This is a genomic window from Agromyces sp. GXQ0307 (assembly GCF_044769845.1).
GTDB lineage: Bacteria > Actinomycetota > Actinomycetes > Actinomycetales > Microbacteriaceae > Agromyces.
This window is the reverse complement of the sequence record NZ_JBIZVY010000001.1, coordinates 882,254-905,917: the sequence shown is the minus strand read 5'-3', so window position 1 is coordinate 905,917 and position 23,664 is coordinate 882,254. Positions and strand designations below refer to the sequence as shown.

Genomic DNA, 23,664 nt, shown 5'->3' with positions numbered 1-23,664 from the left:
ACCCAACCCGAACTCGTCGCATCTGTACTGGGGGGTCTCATGCGTTGGGTATGGTTCAGGGTTGCCGCCGCGATGGTCGCGGGTTCGGGCGTCCTCGCCGGACTGCTGGTCAACATCGATCGCGCGATGCGCGACGGCCAGGATCTCGGCCTCGTGCTGGCGAACTACTTCAGCATGTTCACGATCGTGTCCTCGATCCTCAGCGTGGTCGTGCTGAGCGTCGCCGCGCACTGGATGCGTCGGCATCGCGGCACGTCGCCCGAGCCGGTCGGCATCGCGATCGCGATCGCCGCGGTCACGGGGCCGGTGATCCTGCTCGGCGTCGTGTTCAACGTGCTGCTGCGCGGGGAGCCGGCCGCGATCGCCGCGACCGACCCGCTCTGGGTCGCGAACCTGGACTCGTGGGCGACCGAGACGCTCCACGTGGTGCTCCCGCTCTACTTCGTGCTCGACCTGCTGTTCGCCTCGCGCCGCCGCGGGCTCCCGTGGCGGGCACTCGCGGTGATCGTCAGCTACCCGCTCGCCTGGACGGTGTACACGATGATCCGCGGCGAACTCGTCCCGAACCCCGACGGCAGCGCGGAGTGGTGGTACCCGTACGGGTTCCTCGACCCGCACGTCGCCGGCTACGACTCGACGTTCATGTACATCGGCGGCATCCTGGTCGCGTTCCTGCTGCTCGGCGTCGCGATCATCGGCATCGGCCGCTACCGCGAGCGCCACGCCGCGGCGCACGACGGGTTGGCGACGCAGATCGCGGCGCTTCCGCGGCTGATCCTCGCTCGCATCCGATCGGGGCGCCGGCCGTCCGGGCACTCGGTCGGGTGATCGCGTCGACCGAACCGGTCGGCGCCGCACGGGATCAGGTCACGCGGTAGGCGGAATAGCGCACGGCGTCGGCGTCGCGGATGCACGAGGCGACGAACACGGCGTGCTCGAAGTGCGCGAGCGCCGCGGCATCCGTCTCGATCGTGATGACCGTGCGGAAGTAGTAGCGATCGGGCGCGACGTCGTCGCCGGCGAGCAGCGCCGCCAGCACGTCGACCGGGCCGGTGCGGATGCCGCGGACCTGGAGGTAGAGCAGCTCGCCCTCCGGCGTTCGTGCGCTGTAGCGGCCGTCGACCTCGATCGCACCATCGTCGCGGACCAGTTGCCAGTCGGCGCCGCCCGCCAGGATCTCGGCATCGAGACCCCCGGAGACCGCCCCGCCCACGATCGGGATGATTCGGCGGTGGCCCGCGCGAGTGCGCCCGTGGTCGGCTGGCGGACCCAGGTCGACGACCACGTCGAAGGCCGGCTCGAGGGTCGGGACGGTCGGTGCGTGGGTCATCGGGGCTCCAGTGCCACGGTGAGCGAGGATCGGGCGTTCAGGGCATCGGGATGGAAGCCGGCGGCGGCCTTGTAGTCGGCGGCGATCCGCTCGAGCTCGGCCTGCGGGATCACGTCGTCGATGCGATCGAAGCCGTGCGGTGCGCGCTCGCGAGCGAGCAGCATGACCTGCTCGGGCCCGGTCTGCCGGGTCATCTCGAGCAGTCTCGCGGTGGCGGGTCGCCGCGCCTCGTCGTACGCGTCGAGCGCGGCGTCGACGGAGGGAGCGGTCGCCAGGTGGTACGCCAGGGTGCGGGCGTCGAGGATGGCCTGCGAACCGCCGTTCGACCCGTTCGGGTACATGGCGTGCGCGGCGTCGCCCAGCAGGGTGGTGCGCCCGACGCTCCACCGGGGCAGGGCGTCGCGATCCACCATCGGGTATTCCAGGATCTCCTCCGCGGCGGCGATCGTTCCGGGCACGTCGAGCCAGTCGTAGCGCCAGTCGCGGAACAGCTCGACGATGGGCGCCGGGTCGACCGCTCGATTCCAGTCGGCGTCCGGACTGCCCGTGCCGCGTCGCTCGGCGATGAAGTTCACCCGCTGGCGGCCGTCGGCGCCCGGTTCCTCGAGCGGATAGGCGACGAACTTCTGGTCGCCGTCGCCGGCCATGACCATGGTGCGCCCGTCGAGGAAGGGGGCGATCACCGCGGTGCCGCGCCACAGGGTCAGGCCGCTCCAGACCGGGTCGCCGTCGTCCGGGTAGCGGATGGCGCGCAGCGCCGAGTGGATTCCGTCGGCGCCGACCAGCACGTCGGCCTCCACGTCGACGTCGCCCGACGAGGTCGCGAACCGTGCCGTCGCGGTCCCGTCGCCATCGTCGACGCCGACGAGACGATGACCGAGGTGCACGATCTCGCCCAAGCGCTCGCGGACCGCGTCGAGCAGGGCGAGCTGCAGGCGACCGCGGTGGACCGACAGCTGCGGCCAGCGGTAGCCGGCCGCGAGGCCGCGCGGCTCGCTCCAGATGCGTTGCCCGAACCGGTTCGCGTAGGCGAGGGTCGCCGGTGCGACCCCGAGCGCGGCGATGCGGTCGGCGAGGCCGAGCTCGGTCAGCTCGCGCACGGCGTGGGGCAGCAGGTTGATGCCCACGCCGAGGCCGCGGATCCGGTCGGCCCGTTCGAAGATGCGGATGTCGCGGAAACCCGCCGCCTCGAGGCTGAGTGCGGTCGCGAGGCCGCCGATGCCGGCGCCGGCGATGACGATGCGCATGGAGACTCCTTCATTGCGGGCCGTCGGGCCCGATCGGTCTGGGGATCAGCGGCGAGCGAGCTCGGGTGCGGCGTGCTCGACCGCCGTGGCGTCGGCCACGACCCGGCCGTCGACCAGGGTGAGCAGCACCTGCGCCCGCCCGAGCTCCTCCGGATCGACGGTCAGCGGGTCGGCGTCGAGCACCGTGAGGTCGGCGGCGGCGCCGACCTCGAGCACGCCGCCGCGCCGACCGATGGTCGTGTACGGGTGGGTCGTGAACCCGCGGACGGCGTCGACGGCGTCGAGCGCCTGCTCGGGGGTGATGGGGGCGGCGTCGGGATCGTCGTGCGGGCGCCGCAGCCGGGCGTCGGCGAGGATGCCGACCGCGTCGCTGGGCGCGATCGGCCAGTCCGAGCCGAGCGCGAGCGGGACGCCGGCGCGGACGAGGTCGCCCGTCCGGAACCCGCGTGCGGCGCGCTCGTCGCCGAGCCGTGTCGACCAGTTGTCGGTGCCGTCCGCCCTCGTGAAGAGGGTGCAGTGGGTCGGCTGCATGCTGGCGGTGATCCCGGATGACGCGAAGAGCTCGAGTGCGGCATCCGTCATCGTCTCGATGTGCTCGACGCGGTGGGTCGCGTTGCGGTGCGCGAGGCCCGCGATGGCCCGGACGACGAAGTCGATGCCCGCATCGCCGATCGCGTGCGTCGTCGTCGGGATCCCGCGGCGGTCGAGCTCGGTGAGCGCCTCGCGGTACTGCTCGGGGTCGAGCCAGAGGGACTTCGTCGACTCGCCGAGGCAGTCGGGTTCGTGCAGCCAGGCCGTGCCGTTGTCGATCGTCCCGTCGATCATGAGCTTCACACCCTCGACGACCCACCTGCGCCCGCGCAGTCCCTGCAGACGTGCGAGCCGGTCGACCTCCTCGACCGCCGTGCCGGGTTCGAACCACGGCGACATCCGGAGGCGGATCGGAAGGTCGCGGGTCTCCTCGATGGTGCGGAGGAGCTCGAGCGTGCCGGGTGCGAGGTCCTGGACCTGGCCGGCCGTGAAGCCGGCGCGGGCCATGCGCGTGAGGACCTCGTGCAGTCCCTCCACGCGGTCCTCGAAGGTGAGCTCGGGAACGAACGGCTCGACGATCGCCATGGCCTGCAGTTCGAGCAGGTAGCCGGTCGGGCGACCGTCCGCATCCGTCACGACCCGCGACCCGTCGGTGAACCGTTCGTCGCCGCGGCAGCCGGCGATCTCGAGGGCGCGGGTCGACGCCAGCGCGGCGTGCGCGTCGAACAGCCGGATGAACGCCGGGCGTCCCGGGGCGACCTCGTCGAGCAGCCGGTTGGTCACCTCGGTGCCCTCGAACGCGCTCGGGTCGAGGCCCCACCCGAGGAGCCAGTCGTCCTCGCCGAGGGTCTCGAGCTCGGCTCGGAGCCGCTGCTCGACCTCGGCGAGCGTGCGGCAGCCGTTGAGGTCGGCGCCGCGCGTGAGCGCGAGCCCGAACACGGGGTGGATGTGGCTGTCGACGAACCCGGGGAGTATGGCGGCGCCGGGGAGGTCGATCACCACGGTGTCCGGGCCGATGCGGCGCTCGACGGCGGCGCGGTCGCCGATCGCGACGATCCGCCCGTCGGCGACGGCGACGGCGGTGGCGCCGTCGGGCGCGACATCCGCTTCGCCCATCGTGATCACGCGGCCGCCGAGGATCACGGTCTCGGCCATGCGTTCCGTCGTCATCGCGCCACCGCCGTCTCCGCTGCGTCGGTCGCGTCGGCGGCGTCGACCGCGTCGGCCTCCTGGCCGCCGATGCGCGCGTACCGGTCGGGATGGGCGGACCGCAGGTACACCGCGTACACCGCGCCGGCCACGAGGACGAGCGGGACCACGGTCAGGATGATCGCGTTGACCACCGGCCCGGCCGCCGTGAGGAAGTCGATCGTCGTGACGAGGATCGCCAGGAGCACGGTCATCGCCACGATCGAGAAGATCGCCGCCGGGAGGACGTACCACTTCCGTTCGAGGTGGCGGTTGCGGAGGATGAAGATCAGCACGGCGATGGACGCGAGCAGCTGGAGCGTGATGATGCCGTACACGCCGGGCGAGTTGACGAGGATCACGAGCTGCGTGAGCGGGTCGAGGCCGGCGATCGCGAAGGCCAGTACGACCGCGATCGCGACGACGGACTGGAGCAGGCCTGCGACCCAGGGTGCGCCCGTGCGGTTGGTGCGGTTGAAGAAGGCGGGCAGGATGCCGTCGCGCGACAGCGCGAAGCTGTAGCGGTTGATCGCGTTGTGGAACGCGAGCTGCCCGGCGAAGATGCTCGACACGATCAGGATGAACATGACCGCGACGCCCCAGTCGCCGACGTATTGCCCCATGGCGATGAAGAAGAATGCGGCGGGATCCTCCGCGATGACGCCCTGCACCGCGGCGTCGCCGAAGGCCTGGATCACGAGCCACAGCGTGCCGGTGTAGAACAGGGCGAGGAACGCCACCGCGATGTAGGTGGCGCGCGGGATGGAGCGGGCGGGGTCGCGCGTCTCGTTGCGGTACAGCACGGTCGACTCGAAGCCCATGAAGGCGGCGAAGCCGAAGCCGAGGATCGCGAACATGCTCGGCGTGAAGATGTTCTCGGGTGCGAAGGTCGCGAATCCGAGGTCGCCGCCGCGCTGGCTCAGGATGGAGACGGCGAGGACGAGCAGCAGCGCCGTCTCGAGCACGAGCAGGACGCCGAGCACCCGGGCGCCGACATCCACCCCTGCCGCCGCGAGGGCGAACACGAGCCCCGCACCGACGACGGCGAGCACCCACCACGGCAGCTGGATGCCGAACACCTGCGCCATCATGCCCTCGGCCATCACGCCGAACAGGCCCCAGAGGCCGATCTGCAGGAGGTTGTACGACGCCCAGGCGAGGAAGCCGGCGCCGAGGCCGACGACCTTGCCGAGGCCGACGGCGATGTACGTGTAGAAGCCGCCCATCGGCTTGAGGTTGCGGGCGGTGAAGAGGAAGCCGATCGAGAACACCGCGAGGACCACGCCCGCGATCGCGTAGACGAGCGGTGCCGAGACGCCGCCGATGAGGACGGCGAGCGGCCCGATGCCGGCGAGCACGCTGAGCGGTGCCGCGGCCGAGACGACGAGGAAGACGACGCCCCAGGTTCCGAGGGCCGCCGTCTTCAGCGCTCCCGTCTTGGGCCGGTCGTCGAGGAGGGTCGAATCCAGGGTCACGAGCAACTCCTTCGTTGTGTGCGGACCCGTGCGCGGGGGACGCGGCGCGGGGGGTGACAGAGGTGAGTCTGCATCATCTCGAGCGGATGCGCAATCGATTGTGCACATTCGTCCACCGAGTCGTCCCGATCGTTAGGATCGGATCGGATCGGATCGGATCCGGCCGGACCGGGGAGGGGAGGGCATCCGATGGCCGCCGCACGTCCCCCGACGCTGCAGGATGTCGCCGACCGCTCCGGCGTGTCGCGCGGCACCGCCTCGCGCGCCCTCTCGGGTGGTGGGCGCGTCTCGGCCGAGACGCGAGCGCGGGTCGCCGCCGCGGCCGCCGAGCTGCACTTCTCGACCAACAGCGGCGCACGCAACCTCCGCCGTGCCCGGGCCGGTTCGATCGGTCTCTGGCTGCCCCAGGGCCTGCGATTCATGGACTACTACATGAACTTCACCTTCGGCGTGGTCGAGGCGACCAACGAGCAGGAGCTCACGGTCTCGCTGATCCCCGGCGACTACCCGCCGGAGAAGGCTCGCGGCCTCCACGTCGACGGCTTCGTCATGGCCGACGTCGACGGGCACGACGAACTGGCCCGCGCCATCCTCGCCGGCGGCAAGCCCGTGGTCACGTCCGAACTCGTACCGGTCGGCCTGCCGCAGCCGACCGCCGCGGTCATGGCCGACCACGGCGCCGCGACGCACGGGCTCCTCGACCGGCTCGCCGCCGGCGGCGCGACGTCGATCGTCGTGCTCATCCCGGAGATCGACCAGATGTGGGTGCAGGGGGTTCGCGATGCCGCGGTCGCGTGGTCGGCCGAGCGCGGCGTCGGTCTCTCCCTCGAGCCCCTCGCCGGCGTGCCGGTCGCATCCGAGCTCCGGCACATCGTCGACGGTCTCCTCGCCACCAGGCCCGATGTCGACGCCATCCTGTGCGTGCCCGACGGGCTCGCCGTCGGCATCCTCTCCACCCTGCAGGAACTCGGCCGCTCGGTGCCCGACGACATCCAGATGGTGTCGTACGTCGACAGTGCGACCCTGCCCATCGTGCAGCCGCCGATCAGCGCGCTCGACCTGCGTGCGCGCGACGCCGGCCTGCGCGCCGGGCAACTGCTCGTCTCGATCCTCGACGGAACCGCGGAGCGGCCGGAGCCGCCCGAGCTCCGGGTGGAGACGTTCGATCTCGTCTATCACGAGCGTGCGTCGACGCGCCCGGCAGCGTCGACGCGGTGACGTGACGACGGCCCCGGGTGCGCCCCGGGCCATCGCTACTCGACGAGCTTGCCCACCGTCGAGACGTCGCGCATGAGCGCGGCGATCTCGTCCGGGATCGGCGGGATGGCCTCGCGCGTGACGCCCGTCGAGGGCGACCAGACGAGGTTGACCTGCAGCGCGGCATCCGTCTCGGGGTAGTCGGAGCGGTTGTGGCAGCCGCGGGTCTCGCGACGCTCGAGCGCGGCCTCGAGGGTCGCGCGGGCGGCGAGCGCCGCCGACTTCAGGTCGAACGCGTGGGCGAGGTCCTGGTAGCCGGCGAGGTCGGGGTGCACGCCGATGTCGGCCATGCGCGCCTCGATCGCGTCGAGTTCGGCGAGGCCGGTGATGAGGCCCTGCTCGTCGCGCACGACGCCCGCGTGCTCGGTCATGGTGTTCCGGATGGCGCGCTGCAGGGCGCGCACGTTCTCCGCGCCGTCCGCGGCGAGCAGGTCGGCGATCTCGGCGCGCGCCGCCTCGACCGCGGTCGCCGAACGACGCTGCGCGGCGAGGCCGCGCGAGTAGTCCGCCGCCGCCTGGCCGACGATCCGGCCGAACACCAGCAGCTCGATGAGCGAGTTGCCGCCGAGGCGGTTCGCGCCGTGCAGACCCGACGAGGCTTCGCCGATCGCGTAGAGCCCGGGGACATCCGTGCCGTGGTCGTCCGGACGCACCCAGACGCCGCCCATCGAGTAGTGCGCGGTGGGCGCGATCTCGATCGGGGCCGTCGTGATGTCGAGCATCTGCAGTTCGAGCATGGTCTGGTAGACGCGGGGGAGGCGGCGCATGATCGTCTCGCGCGGCAGGTGCGAGACATCCAGCCAGACCCCGCCGTTCGGGGTGCCGCGGCCCTCCTTGATCTCGGTGTACGCCGCGAGCGCGACCCGGTCGCGCGTCGAGAGCTCCATGCGCTCGGGGTCGTACTTCGCCATGAAGCGCTCGCCGAGGGCGTTGGTGAGGATACCGCCCTCGCCGCGGGCCGCCTCGCTGATGAGGGTGCCGGCGGCGTTCTCGGGCTCGAGGATGCCCGACGGGTGGAACTGCACGAGCTCGGGGTCGCGCACGCGGCCGCCGGCCTCGACGGCGAGCCGCCACGAGTCGCCGGTGTTCTCGTCGCGCCGCGACGAGGTGCGGCGCCAGATGCGGTTGTGGCCGCCGGCGGCGAGGATCACGGCGTCGGCGTGGATGAGGTAGCGCGTGCCGTCCTCGAGGTCGAAGCCGTAGGCGCCGAAGACCGCGCCGTCGTCGTTCACGAGGATGCGCGTGACGTAGGCGGTGTCGAGGATCGGCACGCCGAGTTGCGCGGCCCGGTTGACGAGGGTGCGCTGGATCTCGAGGCCCGTGTAGTCGCCGGCGAAGGCGGTGCGGCGGAAGGTGTGCGCGCCGAAGAAGCGCTGCGAGATGCGGCCGTCCTCCTCGCGTGCGAAGGGCATGCCGTAGCGTTCGAGGTCCTCGATGCCGCGTGCCGCGTTCTTCGTCACCGTCTCGACGGTGCGCGGGTCGGCGAGCAGGTAGCTCTCCTGCAGGGTGTCCGCGGCGTGCTGCTGCCAGGAGTCGTCCGGGTCCATGGTCGAGAGGGCGGCGTTGATGCCGCCGGCCGCGAGCGAGGTGTGCGCGTCGGACTTCGGGCGCTTGCCGAGGGCGAGCACGTCGACGCCGGCCTCGGCGAGTTCGATGGCGGCGCGGAGGCCCGATCCGCCGGTGCCGATGACGAGGACCGTGGTGGAGAGCTGACGCTCCGGTGCTGGGGTGAGTGCAGGCATGGCATCCACGCTAGGTTCGGGGGTTACATCCGTCCAATGCATCTTCAGCGTCGGCATGATGCGCATAGGCTATCGACATGAACCTCGAACAGCTTCGCTCGTTCGTCGAGGTCGCGCGGTTCGGCAACTTCACGCGTGCGGCCGAAGAGCTCTACCTCGCCCAGCCCTCGCTGAGCCGCCAGATCGCGGCGCTCGAACACGATCTCGGCGCCGACCTGTTCCACCGCGCCCGCGGCGGCTCGACGCTCACGGTCGCGGGGGAGTCGCTGCTGCCGCTCGCCCGTCGCATGCTCGCCGACGCCGAATCGGTGCGCCGCGAGCTCGCCGAACTCGCCGGGCTCGAACGGGGCCGCGTGCGCCTCGGCGCAACGCCGACACTCTGCATCAGCCTCGTCGCCGAGGTGCTCAGTACGTTCCACGCCGAGCATCCGGCCATCGAGCTGCACCTCTCGGAGCAGGGCTCGCGCGGGCTCCTCGACGAACTCGTCGGCGGCGAACTCGACCTCGCGCTCGTCACGACGACGGATGCCTCGGCACCGGGTCGCGTCACCGTGACGCCGCTGCTCGTCGAGGAGCTCGTCGTCGTGTCATCCGCCGCCGCACCGCCGGTGACCGACCGCGACACGATCTCGCTCGCCGAGGTCGCGCGACTGCCGCAGATCGTCTTCAGTTCGACCTACGACCTGCGGGCCGCGACGGATGCCGCGTTCCGCGCGGCGTCGCTCGAGCCCGAGGTCGTGCTCGAGGGCGCTGAGATGGACGCCGTGCTGCGATTCGTCGAACGCGGCCTCGGTGTCGCGATCGTGCCCGCGCTCGTGCTCATCGACCGGCCAGGGCTGCGCGCGGTGCGGCTCGCCGAGCGCGCACTCGACCGCACGATCAGCCTCGCGATGCCCGCGGACGTCGCAGCGCCGGCGGCGGTGGAGGTCATGCGCCGCACGATCGCCGCCGAGGCGTCGGCGTTCGCGGCACGGGCCGGGGAGACGATGCGCGTCGCGTAGGCCGTGACCGCTCGACCGCGATCACATGCCGGGGATCTCGAGTGCCTCCAGGACCTCGATGGTGCCGATCTTCAGGTGCGGGTGGCCGTCCATGAGGGCGGCGGCCGCGTCGGCGTCGGCGGCCTCGACGATCGAGTAGCCCGCGACATCCGATGACGAGGCGGACGCTCCCGCCGAACTCACCGCGCGGCCGTTGCCGACCGGCGAGCCGAAGTCGGCGAGGGCATCGCCGACCCTGCCGGACCAGGCCATCCACTCCTGCATCTCGGCCTGGCCCGCTTCGGGCGACTGCTGCATCTGCTGTTCCGCGCTGACGTCGGCCCGGTACAGCACGAGGTACTTCGCCATCTCATCTTCCCCGTTCCTCAGGAGGCGGCGCCGATCTCGTGACGAGCCTCGACGCACGCCATCGGGGTCGACGGTACTCCGGTGCCCTCGATGCCGCAGCACCGATCGGATCCCCCTCGGCCGCAGCGGTCGGATCGCCGAGGCGTCGGTCGGCACGAGCGCGGTCGTGCACCGCGCCGGATGTCCCGTGGACGGGTGCCACGACCATGACACCCCCGTGCCCTACTGTCATCCCATGGGCACGACGGCGTCTGCGTACCTCACCGGTTTCGGCCGGTACCTCCCCGGGGATCCGGTCGACAACGACGGCATCGTGGCGCGCCTCGGGGGAGAGGATGCGGTCACTGCACGCATCCGGGGCATGATCCTCGACCAGAACGGCATCAGGCAGCGGCACTACGCGCTCGACGAGCACGGCGAGCCCACCGAACTGAACGAGGAGCTCGCGGTGAAGGCGCTCACCGCCGCCCTCGACGACCGCGGCATCCGCCCCGACGACCTGCGCATGCTCGCGACCGCGACGACCATCGGCGACGTCCTCGTGCCCGGCTTCGCCTCGATGGTCCACGGCCGCCTCGGCGGCGGCCCGATGCAGCTGCTCTCGGCGTCGGGAGTGTGCGCGTCGAGCCTGCAGGCATTGGATGCCGCGGTGAGCAAGGTGAAGCTCGGCGACCACCCGCGCGTCGCGGTCGTCGGCTCCGAGCTCGCGAGCCGCAGCCTCCGGCAGCGTCGGTTCGACGGCATCCGCGCCGGTATGGACTCCCACTTCCTCCGCTGGATGCTCTCCGACGGCGCGGGCGCCGTGGTCGTCGAGTTCCAGCCGCACCCCGACCGGCCCTCGCTCCGCGTCGACTGGGTGCGCCACGTCTCGCTCGCCCACGAGCACGAGGTCTGCATGCGTGCGGGGATGGACGGGACCGAACCCGAGGTCGGCCGCACGTGGCAGGACGCGGGCATCGGCGAGGCCGAGGCATCCGGCATGTTCGTGCTCAGGCAGGACGTGAGCGTGCTCGACGACCTCGCCGGCGCCGGGCTTCGGCAGTTCGAGGAACTCGTCGACATCGGCCTCGTCGACGTGAGCCACCTCGACCACGTGATCTGCCACTACAGCACCAACGCGTTCCGCGACCGCGCCTTCGACGGGCTCCGCAAGCGCATCCCGACGCTCGACACCGACCGCTGGTTCTCGAACCTCGAGACCTGCGGCAACACGGGCGCGGCGAGCATCTTCATCGCCCTCGAGGAGGCGTGGCGCACCGGTCGCTTCGCCCCGGGCGAGACGATCCTGCTGGCCGTGCCCGAGTCGGGCCGGTTCTCGTTCGCCTTCGCCCACCTGACCGTGGTCGCCCCGCCCGATCGACAAGGAGCACCCTGATGACCGACACGACGACTGCGCCCGCGACGACGGATGCCGCCTCGACCGCGCCCGACACCGGAAGCCGTGCACCGCTCTCCGACCGTCTCGCCGACGTGTGGATCGAGCTCGAGGAGCGCCTCGACCGGGTGCCGATCCTGCGCGCGCTCGCCGAGGGCACCGTGACGATCGACGACTACCGGCGGTTGCTGTTCAACCTGCGCCAGCAGGTCGTCGACGGCTCGCCCTGGATCAGCCGCGCGGCATCCAACTTCGACATCGACCACTTCACGCTGCGCGCGGCCGCGATCAAGCACGCCGAGGAGGAGCACCGCGACTACCTCATGCTGGAGCGCGACTACGTCGCCATCGGCGGCTCGCTCGACGAGCTGCGCGCGGGCCGGAAGAACCTCGGCTCCGAGGCGCTGTCGGGCTACATGTTCACGTACGCCGACCGGCCGAACCCGGTCGGGCTGCTCGGCGCGATGTTCATCATCGAGGGACTCGGCGCGAACCGGGCCGCCGGTTGGGCGGCCCGCTTCCAGGAGGTGCTCGGGCTCGCCGACAACCAGGTGCATTTCATGACGTACCACCAGGAGGCGGACGGCGCGCACACGGGCGACCTGCAGGCGATCCTCGACTCCGGGATCATCGACGACGCCGCCGCCGACGAGATCGTGCGGTGCGCGCAGGTCGTCGCGCGACTCTACGCGCTGCAACTCGAAGAGCTGGACCGCTGACGTGCCGACCATGCCGAAGGTGCAGGTGCCGAGGGTCCCCGAGTACGTCCGCTCCGACCCCAGCATGTGGCAGGCGGTGTACGCCGATCCGTCGGTGCCGCTCGACCGCGCGCTCGTGCGCCAGATCATCAACGACCAGCGCCGCCTGTCGCGGCGCTGGCTGTACCCGATCGCGCGGGTCGTCTCGCGCGTGCTCGTCGCGCTCATCTCGATCGTCAAGCGCGTGCTGCCGTTCCGATGGATGCCGCTGCACACCATGGACGTCCTGTGCGTGTGGTTCCTGCGGCGGTTCGTCTCGCCCGACGCCGTCGATCTGCTGATCCGGCACTTCGTGGTCGAGACGAACCTGGTCAACTTCATCATCCGCAACACGCCCGTCGACATGGACCCCGTGACGTTGCGCCCGGAGAAGCTCTCGGGCCTCGGCGACCAGGCGGTCGTCGAGCACGACGTGAACGTCTACGACGTGCTCATCGCGCTCGACGACGTGCCGCTGGCGAAGCCCGACACGCTCGACTTCTCGCAGCTCGACGTCCCTCCGCTCGACGCTGAGCGCGGGCGTCGCCGACTGCTGCGCCTCGACATCCAGACCGCGCTCTGCTTCATGAACATCCCGTTCTCGATGGCGCTCACCGTCGAGGAGTACCGCCGGGCGGTGCACTCCATCCGCTTCGACGACTCGTTCCTCGAGATCCTCGCCCTCATCACCGACGACGACACGTTCCGCCACTGGAAACTCGCCGGCATGAGCCTCTGGATGGACTCCAACGTCGACGTGCCGCGCATGGTCTACCGGCACGCGCTCGTCTGCGAGTACGCGCACGCGCGGCTCGTGAAGCTCGCCGGCGGCGCGTACCCGCGCGACACCGCGACCGCGTTCGACTGAGCCACGGGCCGCGTCGGGCGCCGGGCAGAGGCGAGCGGATGCCTCGGAGCCCTCGCCCCGAGGCATCCGCTCGCCATCCGCTGCCGGTGGTCGCGACGGCCCTTCGCATCGAATTCGCATGACGAGCCGGTCGATGGTGCCCGGATGGGCCCCACCGACCGGCTCTTCATGCGAATCCAGCTCGACCGGTGCTACGCGGCCTTGCGGCGGTAGATGCGCATGGCGAACGCGAACGCGACCGCCATGATGCCGACGAGCCAGGCGAGCGCGACCCAGATGTCGCTGCCGACGGGCTGGCCCGCGAACAGCGCGCGCGTCGTGTCGACGATCGCAGTGACGGGCTGGTTCTCGGCGAACCAGGCGACCGGGCCCGGCATCGAGTCGGTCGGCACGAAGGCCGAGCTGATGAACGGCAGGAAGATCAGCGGGTAGCTGAACGCGCTCGCGCCGTCGACGGTCTTCGCCGAGAGCCCGGCGATCACGGCGATCCAGGTCAGCGCGAGCGTGAAGAGGACCAGGATGCCGATCACGGCCAGCCACGCGCCGACGGAGGCCCCCGTGCGGAACCCCATGATGAAGGCGACGCCCACGACGATCGCGATCGACACCAGGTTGGCGACGAGCGAGGTGAGCACGTGGCCCCAGAGCACGCTCGACCTCGCGATCGGCATGGACTGGAAGCGCTGGAAGATGCCGCCCTGCAGGTCGAGGAACAGGCGGTACGCCGTGTAGGCGACGCCCGAGGCGATCGTGATGAGCAGGATGCCGGGCAGCATGTAGTCGATGTACGACTCCGTGCTGCCGGTCTCGATCGCCCCGCCGAAGACGTAGACGAACAGCAGCATCAGCGCGATCGGAGTGACCGCGGTGGTGATGATCGTGTCCGGGCTGCGGACGATGTGGGTCAGCGAGCGAGCGGTGAGGACTCGGGTGTCGCTCAGGACGTGGCTGGTCATCGTGACTCCTTCGGGGTGGATTCGCTGCGGGTCGGCGCGCCGACGAGTGCGAGGAACACCTCTTCGAGGCTCGGCTGCTTCTCGACGTACTCGACCTTCGCTGCCGGGAGCAGCCGCTTGAGCTCGGCGAGCGTGCCGTTCCGGATGATCACGCCCTCATGGAGGATCGCGATCCGGTCGGCGAGCTGCTCGGCCTCGTCGAGGTACTGGGTGGTCAGCAGCACGGTCGTGCCGCTGTTCGCGAGGCCGCGGATGGTCTCCCAGACCTCGATGCGCGCCTGCGGGTCGAGCCCCGTGGTCGGCTCGTCGAGGAAGACGACGGGCGGGTCGCCGATCAGGCTCATCGCGATGTCGAGGCGGCGCCGCATGCCGCCCGAGTAGGTCGCCGCCCGGCGATCGCCGGCGTCTGCGAGCGAGAAGCGGGCGAGCAGGTCGTCGGCGATCCGGCCCGGGTCCTTCAGGTGCCGGAGTCTCGCGACGAGCTTGAGGTTCTCGCGGCCGGTGAGCACCTCGTCGACCGCCGCGAACTGCCCGGTGAGGCTGATCGAGCGGCGCACGTCGCCGGGGGAGCCGGTCACGTCGAATCCCTGCACCGTCGCGGTGCCGGCGTCGGCCGGCAGCAGCGTCGACAGGATGTTCACGAGCGTCGTCTTGCCCGCGCCGTTCGAGCCGAGCAGCGCGAAGATGCTGCCCGCGGCCACGTCGAGGTCGACTCCGCGAAGGACGTGGACGTCTCCGAACGACTTCTCGATGCCGTTCACGCGGACCGCAGACGGCGCGGTCGGCGCGGGCCGGGTGGTGGGGGTCATCGCTCGTCCTTCCCCTCGAGGTCCTCGATCGTCCTGGTCAGTCGGTTGCGCTCCTTGTCGATCCAGCGCTTGCCGACGTAGGCCTCGGTGAAGGCCTCGGCGAAGGCGACCGGATCGTCGCCGACGATGTCGCTCACGGGCGTCTCGTCGGCGGCGGCGCGCTCCCACAGGTCGGCGAAGTCGCCGAGCATCGTCATCATCACGGTGGTGTCGCCGTCGGTGATGCCGCCGTTGTACATGAAGTACCGTTCGAAGGCCTTCGCGGCCGTGCGGTACGGCTCCGGCAGCGCCTCGATGCGGGCCTTGTACTGCCGGTACTGCTTCTTGCTCTCGAGCGAGCCCGTGAGCACTTCGATCCACTTGGCAGCCATCGTCACTGCTCCCTTTCGTTGTCGTGGTCATTGCCGGCGTGAAGCCGTTCGATTCGTTCGGCGAGGAACTTCCAGGTGCTCCAGAACTCGTCGAGGTGCGCGCGACCCCGGGCGTTGAGGGAGTACACCTTGCGCGGCGGCCCCTTCTCGGAGGGCACCTTCTCGATGTCGACGAGTCCGCGTTGCTCGATGCGGACGAGCAGCGCGTAGATGGTGCCCTCGGCGATGTCGCTGAAGCCCTGCTCGCGCAGCCACGAGGTGATCTCGTAGCCGTACGCCGGCCTGCCGGACAGGATCGCCAGGACGATGCCCTCGAGCGTGCCCTTCAGCATCTCGGTCGCCTGCTTGCCCATCGCCGCTCCTCGACTAATCAGTGTTGCTGAGTACTGGTACATAGTAAGCATGAGTACCGGTAGATAGCAACACTGAATACCGAATCGGGCGACGGATGCCGCGGGGCCGGACGTCCGGCACCTTCTCAGGCGCGGTCGCGCGGTGCGCGAGTAGTCTGAACGCGCGGGTCGCGACGCGATGCTCCGGCACACGACGACGAGGCCGACCCGACGGGCACGAATCACGAGCCACCGCCCGAACGGAGCTGCAGACCGATGACCTGGGACGACGACGCGACCGGCGACGACCGGCGCGGATCGAGGTCGAGGCCGTCCGGGCGCGAGATCCTCCTCCAGGTCGCGGGGTACCTGGGGCTCGTCACCGCTGTCGTCGTGCTCGTCGTCGGCGCCGTCGTCGCGGTCACCGTCTGGGGCGTCGCATCGAAGCCCGGCGGATTCGCGGCGCCGTCCGCCTCCGGTCGTGGGGCGCCGCTTCCGCCCGTGAGCGCGTCATCGACCGACGACGGCGCCGAGGCGTCCGCCCGAGCCGAGGGGGCCGACGACCCGAACGCCGTGACCGGCTCCGAGGTCGCCCCCCTCGTCGAGCCGGAACCCGAGGCCGAGTCCGCCCCCGTGGTCGAGGGCGACTGGCTCTCGACGGTGTCGGACGCCACCGGCATCCCCGCCCGGGCACTCGCGGCGTACGCGCTCGCGCACGTGGCCATCGCCGCCGAGGAGCCGCAGTGCGGCGTCGACTGGACGACGATCGCGGCCATCGGCGCCGTCGAGTCCGGTCACGGCAGCCACGGCGACTCGGTGCTCGAGGCAAGCGGGCTGGTCCGGCCGAAGATCCTCGGCCCGGCGCTCGACGGCGACGGCGTGGCCGCCATCCACGACACCGACGGCGGTGCGCTCGACGGCGATGCCACATGGGATCGCGCCGTCGGGCCGATGCAGTTCATCCCGTCGACCTGGGAGCAGTGGGGTGCCGACGCCAACGGCGACGGTGTCGCCGACCCGAGCCAGATCGACGATGCCGCCTACGCCGCCGCCCGGTACCTGTGCGCCTCGGGCCCGATGACCAGTCCGGAGGGATGGCGCGGGGCCGTCTTCTCGTACAACCACCTCGAGTCCTACGTCGACAAGGTCGCGGGCATCGCGAACGGCTACGCGGACGCGCTCGGCTGACCCCGCGCCGCGCGACTCAGCGCCCGCCGGCCGCGACGACGTCGGCCGCTCGCAGGGTCCGCGCGTAGTCCTCCTTCAGCACCGCGAGGTGGAACCACGCCTCGGTGTGGCTGACCCCCGGAAGGGCGCGGATCCGTTCGAGGCTCGCGTAGAGGGCGCCCGCCGACGGCTCGACGAGGGTCATGATGAGGTCGAATCGGCCGAGCGTGCGGGCGGCGAAGTCGACGCCCCGCCAGGTGCGGATCGCCGCGATGATCGCCTCGTCATCGCCCGAGAGGTTGAGCCCCACGCCGAGCGAGAGCTGGCGGTGGACGAGGCCGCGCGCCTCGACCGCACTGATCTTGATGACGCCGGCCGAGATGAGCCGTTCGACCCGGGTCGCCACCGCCGACGGCGACAGCCGCACGGTCTCGCCGAGCGCGCGGAAGCTCGCGCGGCCGTTGCGCTGGAGTTGCTCGATGAGTGCCGCGTCGGTGGCGTCGATGCGGACCCCGCCGCGGTACTCCGAGACGAAGAACCCCTTGATCACGGTCGAGTAGATGAGGGTGTTGATGTCGACGACGCCCGGCAGTGCGCGGATCTGCGCGAGCAGGTGGTGGAGCGCGGGCATCGAGCCGAGGCGGATCTCGGTGACGAGGTCGTGCACGCCGCCGACCGCCGAGACGAGCACGGTCTCGGCCAGGCCGCGCAGGTGCTCGGCCACGGGTTCGGTGGTGCCGTCGGTTCGGATCGACACGTGCGCGAGCACGTTCTGGCCGAGGAACTCGGGATCGACCGCGGCGACGACGCGCACGGTGCCGTCGGCGAGCATCGCGCGCAGCCGCGCGGAGACCGCGGCGCGCGACTGCCCGAGCGCGCCGGCCAGGTCGTGGATGCTCGCGCGACCGTCATCCTGCAGGGCGCGCACGAGCTCGGCGTCGAAGTTCACCATCTCGCGCTCGAATCGCCGAGATTCCTCAGAACGCTCTCAGAGTTCGACATATCGCCAGCGTAGACGCTCGATGAGAGGACGCGAAGCCATGATTGCGCGCATTCAGGAACAGAACTCCAGCGGATGGAACAGTCCGCTGGAGTTCCGCGCTTGCCGCGCTCGGCATCCGCTCGTAGCATCCAACGCGTCGCCCCGCCGGATCGGCATCGCCCGAACGGCATCCCACCCACCCGCAAAGGAGCGGTCATGACCACAACGCACAGCAGGGCCAGGCGCGCCGGCCTCGCGGCATTCGTCGGCACCACGATCGAGTGGTACGACTTCTACGTCTACGCCACCGCCGCGGCGCTCGTCTTCGGCCCCCTGTTCTTCCCGAGCGAGGATCCGCTCGCCGAGACGGCCGCTGCGTTCGCCACGTTCGCCATCGCCTTCCTCGTCCGGCCGTTCGGCGGCATCCTGTTCGGTCACATCGGCGACAAGCTCGGCCGTCGCGTCTCGCTCGTGATCACCCTCCTCCTCATGGGCGTCGCGACCGTGCTCGTCGGCTGCCTGCCGACCTACGAGACGATCGGCATCATGGCGCCGATCCTGCTCATCCTGCTGCGCGCGCTCCAGGGCCTCGCCGTCGGCGGCGAGTGGGGCGGCGCGGTGCTCATGAGCGTCGAGCACGCGCCCGAGAAGTCCAAGACCTTCTACGGCGGCTTCACCCAGCTCGGCAACCCCGCCGGCGCGCTGCTCGCCTCCGGCGTGTTCGCGATCATGACGCGCTTCGGCGACGACTTCATCATCAACGGCGGATGGCGCATCCCGTTCCTGCTCTCCATCGTCCTCATCGGCGTCGGGCTCTGGGTCCGGTACCGGGTCGAGGAGTCGCCCGTCTTCGAGCAGAAGATCGAGGGCCGGAAGCAGTCCATGCCGCTCGCGTTCGCCCTGCGGAACAACTGGAAGCCGATCCTCCTCGGCATCGGCCTGCTGCCCATCTCGACCGGCGGCTACTACCTCGCCACGACGTTCGCCACGGCCTACGCCACGGGTGAGCCGATCTCGATCAACGCCCAGGTGATCCTCGACGCGATGACGATCGCCTCGTTCATCGAGTTCGTCGTCACGCTGCCCGTCGCGTGGCTCGGCGACAAGTGGGGCCGCAAGAACGTCATGTACCTCGGCCTCCTGACCTCGGTGCTCACGTTCGCGCCGTTCATGCTGATCCTGCCCGGCCGGGTCGAACCGCTCATCTTCCTGTTCGCCTCGCTCGTGCGCATCGCGATGAGCGCCACCTACGCGCCGATCGCCGCGATCCTGGCCCAGATGTTCCGGCCGCAGGCGCGCTACACCTCGATCGCGCTCTCGTACGGCGTCGGCGCGGCGATCTGGGCCGGCTTCTCGCCCTGGTTCGCGACGCAGCTCATCGCCTGGACGGGGAACATCTGGTCGGTCATCGCGATGTTCATCGGCATGGCCGTGCTCGCCGCGATCTGCACGAGGCTCGCGCCGCAGCACTCCGACGAGGCGCCCGCCACGGCGTCGTTCACCGCTCGCACCGACACCACGGGGATCCGCCAGCCATGAGGAAACTCGCCGCCTTCGACCGGCCCGACCAGGCCGGACCCCGGATCATCACGGCCCGCGCCATCCACACCGTCGACGAGGCCACGACCACGGCCACCGCGATGCTGCTGGACCGCGGACGCATCCTCGCGATCGGCTCGACGGCCGACTGCGAGGCGGCCGCCGCCGCTGCGGGGTTCGCGCCGGAGCGCGTCGACCTCGGCGACGCGGTCGTGGTCCCCGGGTTCGTCGACGCCCACGCGCATCCGCTCATGTACGGGCAGATGATGACCTGGGTCGACTGCGGGCCGGCGAAGGCGGCGAGCATCCCCGAGATCGTGGCACTGCTGAAGGATGCCGCCTCCCGCCTGCCGGCCGGACGCCCGGTGCGCGGCTACGGCTACGAGCACCGCAACCTCCTCGAGCAGCGGCACCCCACCCGGTTCGAGCTCGACGAGGTCGCGACCGACCGCGAGGTGTACCTCATGAACGCCTCCGGCCACGGCGGCGTCGTGAACTCGTTCACGTTCGAGGTCAACGGCGTCGACCGTGAGACGCCGAACCCGGCGGGCGGCGAGTTCTTCCGCGACGCCGACGGCGAGCTCACGGGCGAGCTGTCGGATGCCGCATGCAACATCCTCACGGGCGTGCACGGCGTGGATGTCGGCCACCACGGGCCGAACTTCCACCTCGCCGACGAGCCCGAGGAGCACCTCCGCCAGCTCGACGTCGCCACGCAGCGCTTCCTCGCGGGCGGTGTCACGACCATCGGCGACGCCCAGGTGTCGCGTCGCGAGTTCGACATGTACCTCCGGCTCGCCGAGGCCGGCCGGCTCGAGCTGCGCGTGTCGATGTACCTGCTCTCGCACCTGCTCGACGACGCCCTCGAGATGGGGCTCGTCGGCCAGTTCGGCAACGCGCACCTCAGCTTCGCGGGCATCAAGTTCTACGCCGACGGCACGCTCGGCGGCTGGACCGCCTACTTCCCCGACGGCTACGTCGGCGACCCGTGCCGCACCGGCCAGCTGTACCACGAGCCCGCCGCCTACGCCGAGCTCATCCGGAAGGCACACGCCGCCGGCCTGCAGACCGCGACGCACGCGCAGTCGCCGACCGCGATCGAGATGGTCGTCTCGGCGATCGAGGCCGCGCTCGCGGAGCGGCCCGACGACGACGCGCGGCATCGCATCGAGCACTGCGGCCTGCCGACGGGCGAGCAGATCGAGCGGATGGCGGCTGCCGGCATCCGCCCGGTGAACCAGCCGCAGCATTACTACAACTGGGGCGAGGGCGTCGAGGACGCGATCGGCACCCCGGGCGAGCGGTTCAACCCGCTCGGCGAGTTCGAGCGCGCGGGCGTGCCGATGACGATCTCGTCGGACGCGCCGGTCGCCGACCCGATCCCGCTCGAGGCGGTGCAGGCCGCCGTGACGCGGGTGACCCGCCGCGGCAACTCGCTCGGCCCCGGCGACCTGCGGATCTCCGCGCTCGCCGCGCTGCGCGCGCACACGTACGAGGGAGCGGTCTCGCTCGGGCGCGAGGACGACCTCGGCTCGCTGGAGGTCGGCAAGTACGCGGACTTCGCGGTCCTCGCCGAGGATCCGCTCGCGGTCGAGCCCGAGCGGATCGCCGGGATCGCCGTGCTCCAGACCTGGGTGGGTGGCGAACCGCGGTACGTGCTGGACGACGTCCCGACCACGGCGCCGACCGAGGCGGTCCCGGCATGAACGAGACGATGGTGATCATGGACGATGCACGTGACGAGACGGCCGAGCGGTACGCCGACACCGCCGGTCGCGCGGTCCTCGAGACCATCCGCGCGTACGGCGTGACGACGATCTTCGGCATCCCGGGCACGCACAACCTCGAGTTCTACCGCCCGCTCGCCGAGCTCGGCATCCACGCCGTCACCAACCGGCACGAGCAGGGCTCGGGGTACGGCGCGGACGGGTGGGCGCAGCAGGCCGGGCTGCCCGGCGTCGTCATCACGACGTCGGGGCCGGGCCTGCAGAACGCGATGAGCGCCATCGGCACCGCATTCTGCGAGTCTCGCCCGCTCATCGTGCTCTCGCCGGGCGTGCCGCTCGGCGACGAGTTCCGCGACGTCGGCACGCTCCACGAGACGAAGGACGCGTCGGCCATGGTCGGCGCCATCGCCGAGTGGTCGCGCCGCGTGACGAGCGCCGCCGAGGCCGTCGGCGCGGTGCACGACGCGTTCGAGCTGTTCCGCACCGGTCGACCGCGCCCGGTGCACATCGAGATCCCGCTCGACGTCCTCGAGGCTCCGGCTGACGTGCCCGCCGCCGCGCGGGCGGCCCGCCCGGTGCCCGCGCCGGAGCGCGGCGAGGCCGCGGCGATCCGCGCCGCCGCCGAGCTGCTCGCCGCGGCCGAGTCGCCCGTCATCATCGCCGGCGGCGGTGCCACGCGCGCCGTCCGCGAGGTCGCCGCGCTCGCCGAACGACTCGGCGCCCCGGTGCTGACCACGCTGAACGGCAAGGGCACGCTCGATGAGCGCCATCCGCTCTCCCTCGGCTCGAACCTCCGGCTCGCGGCCGCGCGCGAGGTCGCCGAGTCGGCGGACGTCCTTGTCGTGCTCGGCTCCAAGCTCGGCGAGGCCGAGCTGTGGGCGCCGCGACTCGCGGCGCGCGGACGCGTCATCCGCGTCGACCGCTCGACGGCCCAGGTGCACAGGAACCTCGAGGCGAACGTGGGCATCGTCGGCGATTGCGCCGCGGTCGTCGGCGAGCTGCTCGCGGCGCTGCCCGACGGCGAACGACCCACGCGCGACCTGGCGCCTGCGCGGACGGCGATCGCCGACGAGATCCGTGCCGCCGCGCCGGATGACGTCGCCCTCGCCGAGCGCATCGCCGAGGCGCTGCCCGACGACGCGATCGTCGCGGGCGACTCGTCGCAGATCGTCTACCTCGCGCTCGCGAACGTGCTGCGCCGGTCGCGCCCGCACTCGCTGCTGTACACGCCGACCTACGCCACCCTCGGCTACGGCCTGCCCGCCGCGATCGGCGCGCGCGTCGCTTCGCCGCATCGTCCGGTGGTCGCCGTGCTCGGCGACGGCGCGCTCATGTTCGCCGTCAACGAGCTGATGACCGCGGTCGAGCAGCGACTCGACCTCACAGTCGTCTGCGTCGACAACGGCGGCTACGCCGAGATCAAGCAGAACGAGCTCGACCGCGGCATCCGCCCGATCGGCGTCGACCTGGCGCAGCCCGATTGGCCCGCACTCGCGACCGCGTTCGGAGCGACCGGCGTGCGCGTCGACGACGCGGAGGATCTCGGCGACGCGATCCGCGATGCGATCCACGCGGGCGGCGTCCGGCTCGTGCACATCCGGCAGCCGCGCGACTGAGCGCGCTCGCCCGTCCAACGACTCCCGCACTCCGAAAGGACTCGAGATGCACACCTCGAACCCCGTTCCCCCGGATGCCGCGGCATCCGCCCCGACCGCGTCACCCGTCGCTGCGCCGGTCGGCCCCGTCGACGCCAGCCGCGTCCCGCGCTTCGCGGGCATCGCCACCTTCGCCCGCCTGCCGCGCCTGGAGGACGTGCCGCGGGCCGACATCGCGGTGGTCGGCGTGCCCTTCGACAGCGGCGTGAGCTACCGCCCGGGCGCGCGCTTCGGCCCCGCGCACGTGCGCGAGGCCTCCCGCCTGCTGCGGCCCTACAACCCCGCGCAGGACGTCTCGCCGTTCGCGACCCAGCAGGTCGCCGATGCCGGCGACCTCGCCGTCAACCCGTTCGACATCGACGAGGCCGTCGCCGATGTCGAGGCGGGCGCCCGTGCGCTCGACGACCGTGCCGACCGATTGGTCGTCATCGGCGGCGACCACACGATCGCGCTCCCGCTGCTGCGGGCGGTGCACGCGAAGCACGGCCCGGTCGCCGTGCTCCACTTCGACGCGCACCTCGACACGTGGGACACCTACTTCGGCGCCCCCGTGACGCACGGCACCCCGTTCCGTCGCGCCTCCGAGGAGGGGCTCATCGACCTCACCGCGAGCATGCACGTCGGCACGCGCGGCCCGCTCTACGGCGTCGAGGACCTCGCCGACGACGAGCGGCTCGGCTTCGCGATCGCGACGAGCGAGGACATCGAGGAGCACGGCGTCGCCGCCGTGATCGAGCGCATCCGCGCGCGCATCGGCGACGCGCCGCTCTACATCTCGATCGACATCGACGTGCTCGACCCCGCGCACGCGCCCGGCACGGGCACGCCCGAGGCCGGCGGCCTGACGAGTCGCGAGCTGCTGCGCATCCTGCGGGCGCTCGCCGACAAGCGCATCGTCGGCGCCGACGTCGTCGAGGTCGCGCCCGCGTACGACCACGCGCAGCTCACGGCCGTCGCGGCGAGTCACGTCGCGTACGAGCTGATCAGCGCGATGGCGCCGCGCGGCTGAGCACGCGGGGACCCCACC

At 71.4% G+C, this 23,664-nt stretch carries 22 protein-coding genes; 11 read left to right on the top strand and 11 right to left on the bottom strand.

Features of this window, described 5'->3' with window-relative positions:
* The first annotated feature begins 39 nt into the window (after nt 1-39).
* Nucleotides 40-828 (top strand): Pr6Pr family membrane protein, encoded by a 789-nt coding sequence (locus ACIQH8_RS04225; RefSeq protein ID WP_400995166.1) that lies wholly within the window; start codon nt 40-42, stop codon nt 826-828.
* 34 nt (nt 829-862) lie between these two features.
* Here the strand turns inward: ACIQH8_RS04225 and ACIQH8_RS04220 are convergent, their stop codons facing one another.
* From ACIQH8_RS04220 to ACIQH8_RS04205, 4 genes are read right to left on the bottom strand one after another with little or no spacing between them, the layout of a single operon-like run.
* Nucleotides 863-1,330: a DUF3237 domain-containing protein gene (locus ACIQH8_RS04220; RefSeq protein WP_400995163.1), complete on the bottom strand. Its 468-nt coding sequence runs from the start codon at nt 1,328-1,330 to the stop codon at nt 863-865.
* Nucleotides 1,327-2,577 (bottom strand): flavin-dependent oxidoreductase, encoded by a 1,251-nt coding sequence (locus ACIQH8_RS04215; RefSeq protein WP_400995161.1) that lies wholly within the window; start codon nt 2,575-2,577, stop codon nt 1,327-1,329. The genes ACIQH8_RS04220 and ACIQH8_RS04215 overlap by 4 nt, the downstream gene beginning before the upstream one ends.
* Before the next feature lie 45 nt (nt 2,578-2,622).
* Complete coding sequence (locus ACIQH8_RS04210; protein ID WP_400995159.1) at nt 2,623-4,278, bottom strand: amidohydrolase; 1,656 nt, start codon at nt 4,276-4,278, stop codon at nt 2,623-2,625.
* Complete coding sequence (locus tag ACIQH8_RS04205; protein ID WP_400995157.1) at nt 4,275-5,771, bottom strand: APC family permease; 1,497 nt, start codon at nt 5,769-5,771, stop codon at nt 4,275-4,277. Before ACIQH8_RS04205 ends, ACIQH8_RS04210 begins: the two co-directional genes overlap by 4 nt.
* A 189-nt stretch (nt 5,772-5,960) precedes the next feature.
* On the opposite strand from ACIQH8_RS04205, the gene ACIQH8_RS04200 reads away from it, so the two are divergent.
* The gene (locus ACIQH8_RS04200) at nt 5,961-6,989 is read left to right on the top strand and encodes a LacI family DNA-binding transcriptional regulator (RefSeq protein WP_400995155.1); all 1,029 of its coding nucleotides are present in this window, start codon (nt 5,961-5,963) and stop codon (nt 6,987-6,989) included.
* Nucleotides 6,990-7,024: 35 nt separating this feature from the next.
* Here ACIQH8_RS04200 and ACIQH8_RS04195 read toward each other — a convergent pair whose 3' ends face one another.
* Nucleotides 7,025-8,770: an L-aspartate oxidase gene (locus tag ACIQH8_RS04195; protein WP_400995153.1), complete on the bottom strand. Its 1,746-nt coding sequence runs from the start codon at nt 8,768-8,770 to the stop codon at nt 7,025-7,027.
* 77 nt (nt 8,771-8,847) lie between these two features.
* On the opposite strand from ACIQH8_RS04195, the gene ACIQH8_RS04190 reads away from it, so the two are divergent.
* Nucleotides 8,848-9,771, top strand: a complete 924-nt coding sequence (locus ACIQH8_RS04190) for a LysR family transcriptional regulator (protein WP_400995151.1) — start codon at nt 8,848-8,850, stop codon at nt 9,769-9,771.
* A gap of 21 nt (nt 9,772-9,792) precedes the next feature.
* Here the strand turns inward: ACIQH8_RS04190 and ACIQH8_RS04185 are convergent, their stop codons facing one another.
* Nucleotides 9,793-10,119, bottom strand: a complete 327-nt coding sequence (locus ACIQH8_RS04185) for a YciI family protein (protein ID WP_400995149.1) — start codon at nt 10,117-10,119, stop codon at nt 9,793-9,795.
* 235 nt (nt 10,120-10,354) lie between these two features.
* On the opposite strand from ACIQH8_RS04185, the gene ACIQH8_RS04180 reads away from it, so the two are divergent.
* The 3 genes from ACIQH8_RS04180 to ACIQH8_RS04170 are packed head-to-tail and all read left to right on the top strand — an operon-like array spanning nt 10,355 to nt 13,099.
* Nucleotides 10,355-11,494 carry a 3-oxoacyl-[acyl-carrier-protein] synthase III C-terminal domain-containing protein gene (locus tag ACIQH8_RS04180; RefSeq protein WP_400995147.1) on the top strand — a complete coding sequence of 380 codons (1,140 nt, stop codon included), beginning with the start codon at nt 10,355-10,357 and terminating at the stop codon, nt 11,492-11,494.
* On the top strand, nt 11,494-12,213 hold the full coding sequence (locus ACIQH8_RS04175) for an iron-containing redox enzyme family protein (protein WP_400995145.1): 720 nt from the start codon (nt 11,494-11,496) through the stop codon (nt 12,211-12,213). Before ACIQH8_RS04180 ends, ACIQH8_RS04175 begins: the two co-directional genes overlap by 1 nt.
* A 10-nt stretch (nt 12,214-12,223) precedes the next feature.
* Entirely contained in the window at nt 12,224-13,099 is an 876-nt protein-coding gene (locus ACIQH8_RS04170) for a DUF6999 family protein (RefSeq protein ID WP_400995142.1), read from the top strand.
* Nucleotides 13,100-13,290: 191 nt separating this feature from the next.
* On the opposite strand, the gene ACIQH8_RS04165 is transcribed toward ACIQH8_RS04170, so the two are convergent.
* Genes ACIQH8_RS04165 through ACIQH8_RS04150 form a run of 4 tightly spaced genes read right to left on the bottom strand, consistent with a single transcriptional unit; the run spans nt 13,291 to nt 15,588 of the window.
* On the bottom strand, nt 13,291-14,055 hold the full coding sequence (locus tag ACIQH8_RS04165; RefSeq protein WP_400995140.1) for an ABC transporter permease: 765 nt from the start codon (nt 14,053-14,055) through the stop codon (nt 13,291-13,293).
* On the bottom strand, nt 14,052-14,864 hold the full coding sequence (locus ACIQH8_RS04160) for an ABC transporter ATP-binding protein (RefSeq protein WP_400995138.1): 813 nt from the start codon (nt 14,862-14,864) through the stop codon (nt 14,052-14,054). Before ACIQH8_RS04160 ends, ACIQH8_RS04165 begins: the two co-directional genes overlap by 4 nt.
* Complete coding sequence (locus ACIQH8_RS04155; RefSeq protein WP_400995136.1) at nt 14,861-15,235, bottom strand: DUF1048 domain-containing protein; 375 nt, start codon at nt 15,233-15,235, stop codon at nt 14,861-14,863. The genes ACIQH8_RS04160 and ACIQH8_RS04155 overlap by 4 nt, the downstream gene beginning before the upstream one ends.
* A 2-nt stretch (nt 15,236-15,237) precedes the next feature.
* Nucleotides 15,238-15,588, bottom strand: a complete 351-nt coding sequence (locus ACIQH8_RS04150) for a PadR family transcriptional regulator (RefSeq protein WP_400995133.1) — start codon at nt 15,586-15,588, stop codon at nt 15,238-15,240.
* Between the two features lie 255 nt (nt 15,589-15,843).
* Here ACIQH8_RS04150 and ACIQH8_RS04145 point away from each other — a divergent pair, with 255 nt between their 5' ends.
* Nucleotides 15,844-16,755: a lytic transglycosylase domain-containing protein gene (locus ACIQH8_RS04145; RefSeq protein ID WP_400995130.1), complete on the top strand. Its 912-nt coding sequence runs from the start codon at nt 15,844-15,846 to the stop codon at nt 16,753-16,755.
* Nucleotides 16,756-16,771: 16 nt separating this feature from the next.
* Here ACIQH8_RS04145 and ACIQH8_RS04140 read toward each other — a convergent pair whose 3' ends face one another.
* On the bottom strand, nt 16,772-17,686 hold the full coding sequence (locus ACIQH8_RS04140) for an Lrp/AsnC family transcriptional regulator (protein ID WP_400995128.1): 915 nt from the start codon (nt 17,684-17,686) through the stop codon (nt 16,772-16,774).
* A gap of 246 nt (nt 17,687-17,932) precedes the next feature.
* On the opposite strand from ACIQH8_RS04140, the gene ACIQH8_RS04135 reads away from it, so the two are divergent.
* Genes ACIQH8_RS04135 through speB form a run of 4 tightly spaced genes read left to right on the top strand, consistent with a single transcriptional unit; the run spans nt 17,933 to nt 23,646 of the window.
* Nucleotides 17,933-19,255 (top strand): MFS transporter, encoded by a 1,323-nt coding sequence (locus ACIQH8_RS04135; RefSeq protein ID WP_400995125.1) that lies wholly within the window; start codon nt 17,933-17,935, stop codon nt 19,253-19,255.
* Entirely contained in the window at nt 19,252-20,961 is a 1,710-nt protein-coding gene (locus tag ACIQH8_RS04130; RefSeq protein WP_400995123.1) for an amidohydrolase, read from the top strand. Before ACIQH8_RS04135 ends, ACIQH8_RS04130 begins: the two co-directional genes overlap by 4 nt.
* A gap of 17 nt (nt 20,962-20,978) precedes the next feature.
* A complete protein-coding gene (locus tag ACIQH8_RS04125; RefSeq protein WP_400995121.1) occupies nt 20,979-22,598 on the top strand; it encodes a thiamine pyrophosphate-binding protein in 1,620 nt (539 codons plus the stop codon).
* A gap of 46 nt (nt 22,599-22,644) precedes the next feature.
* Nucleotides 22,645-23,646, top strand: coding sequence for an agmatinase (speB, locus tag ACIQH8_RS04120; protein ID WP_400995119.1), 1,002 nt, complete (start codon nt 22,645-22,647; stop codon nt 23,644-23,646).
* Nucleotides 23,647-23,664 lie beyond the last annotated feature (18 nt).

Excerpts from the sequence above, each read along its gene's own strand:
- ACIQH8_RS04225 (WP_400995166.1), top strand. The coding sequence starts at position 40 with ATGCGTTGGGTATGGTTCAGGGTTGCCGCCGCGATGGTCGCGGGTTCG.
- ACIQH8_RS04220 (WP_400995163.1), bottom strand. The coding sequence starts at position 1,330 with ATGACCCACGCACCGACCGTCCCGACCCTCGAGCCGGCCTTCGACGTG.
- ACIQH8_RS04215 (WP_400995161.1), bottom strand. The coding sequence starts at position 2,577 with ATGCGCATCGTCATCGCCGGCGCCGGCATCGGCGGCCTCGCGACCGCA.
- ACIQH8_RS04210 (WP_400995159.1), bottom strand. The coding sequence starts at position 4,278 with ATGACGACGGAACGCATGGCCGAGACCGTGATCCTCGGCGGCCGCGTG.
- ACIQH8_RS04200 (WP_400995155.1), top strand. The coding sequence starts at position 5,961 with ATGGCCGCCGCACGTCCCCCGACGCTGCAGGATGTCGCCGACCGCTCC.
- ACIQH8_RS04195 (WP_400995153.1), bottom strand. The coding sequence starts at position 8,770 with ATGCCTGCACTCACCCCAGCACCGGAGCGTCAGCTCTCCACCACGGTC.
- ACIQH8_RS04190 (WP_400995151.1), top strand. The coding sequence starts at position 8,848 with ATGAACCTCGAACAGCTTCGCTCGTTCGTCGAGGTCGCGCGGTTCGGC.
- ACIQH8_RS04185 (WP_400995149.1), bottom strand. The coding sequence starts at position 10,119 with ATGGCGAAGTACCTCGTGCTGTACCGGGCCGACGTCAGCGCGGAACAG.
- ACIQH8_RS04180 (WP_400995147.1), top strand. The coding sequence starts at position 10,355 with ATGGGCACGACGGCGTCTGCGTACCTCACCGGTTTCGGCCGGTACCTC.
- ACIQH8_RS04175 (WP_400995145.1), top strand. The coding sequence starts at position 11,494 with ATGACCGACACGACGACTGCGCCCGCGACGACGGATGCCGCCTCGACC.
- ACIQH8_RS04170 (WP_400995142.1), top strand. The coding sequence starts at position 12,224 with ATGCCGAAGGTGCAGGTGCCGAGGGTCCCCGAGTACGTCCGCTCCGAC.
- ACIQH8_RS04165 (WP_400995140.1), bottom strand. The coding sequence starts at position 14,055 with ATGACCAGCCACGTCCTGAGCGACACCCGAGTCCTCACCGCTCGCTCG.
- ACIQH8_RS04160 (WP_400995138.1), bottom strand. The coding sequence starts at position 14,864 with ATGACCCCCACCACCCGGCCCGCGCCGACCGCGCCGTCTGCGGTCCGC.
- ACIQH8_RS04155 (WP_400995136.1), bottom strand. The coding sequence starts at position 15,235 with ATGGCTGCCAAGTGGATCGAAGTGCTCACGGGCTCGCTCGAGAGCAAG.
- ACIQH8_RS04150 (WP_400995133.1), bottom strand. The coding sequence starts at position 15,588 with ATGGGCAAGCAGGCGACCGAGATGCTGAAGGGCACGCTCGAGGGCATC.
- ACIQH8_RS04145 (WP_400995130.1), top strand. The coding sequence starts at position 15,844 with ATGACCTGGGACGACGACGCGACCGGCGACGACCGGCGCGGATCGAGG.
- ACIQH8_RS04140 (WP_400995128.1), bottom strand. The coding sequence starts at position 17,686 with ATGGTGAACTTCGACGCCGAGCTCGTGCGCGCCCTGCAGGATGACGGT.
- ACIQH8_RS04135 (WP_400995125.1), top strand. The coding sequence starts at position 17,933 with ATGACCACAACGCACAGCAGGGCCAGGCGCGCCGGCCTCGCGGCATTC.
- ACIQH8_RS04130 (WP_400995123.1), top strand. The coding sequence starts at position 19,252 with ATGAGGAAACTCGCCGCCTTCGACCGGCCCGACCAGGCCGGACCCCGG.
- ACIQH8_RS04125 (WP_400995121.1), top strand. The coding sequence starts at position 20,979 with ATGGACGATGCACGTGACGAGACGGCCGAGCGGTACGCCGACACCGCC.
- speB (WP_400995119.1), top strand. The coding sequence starts at position 22,645 with ATGCACACCTCGAACCCCGTTCCCCCGGATGCCGCGGCATCCGCCCCG.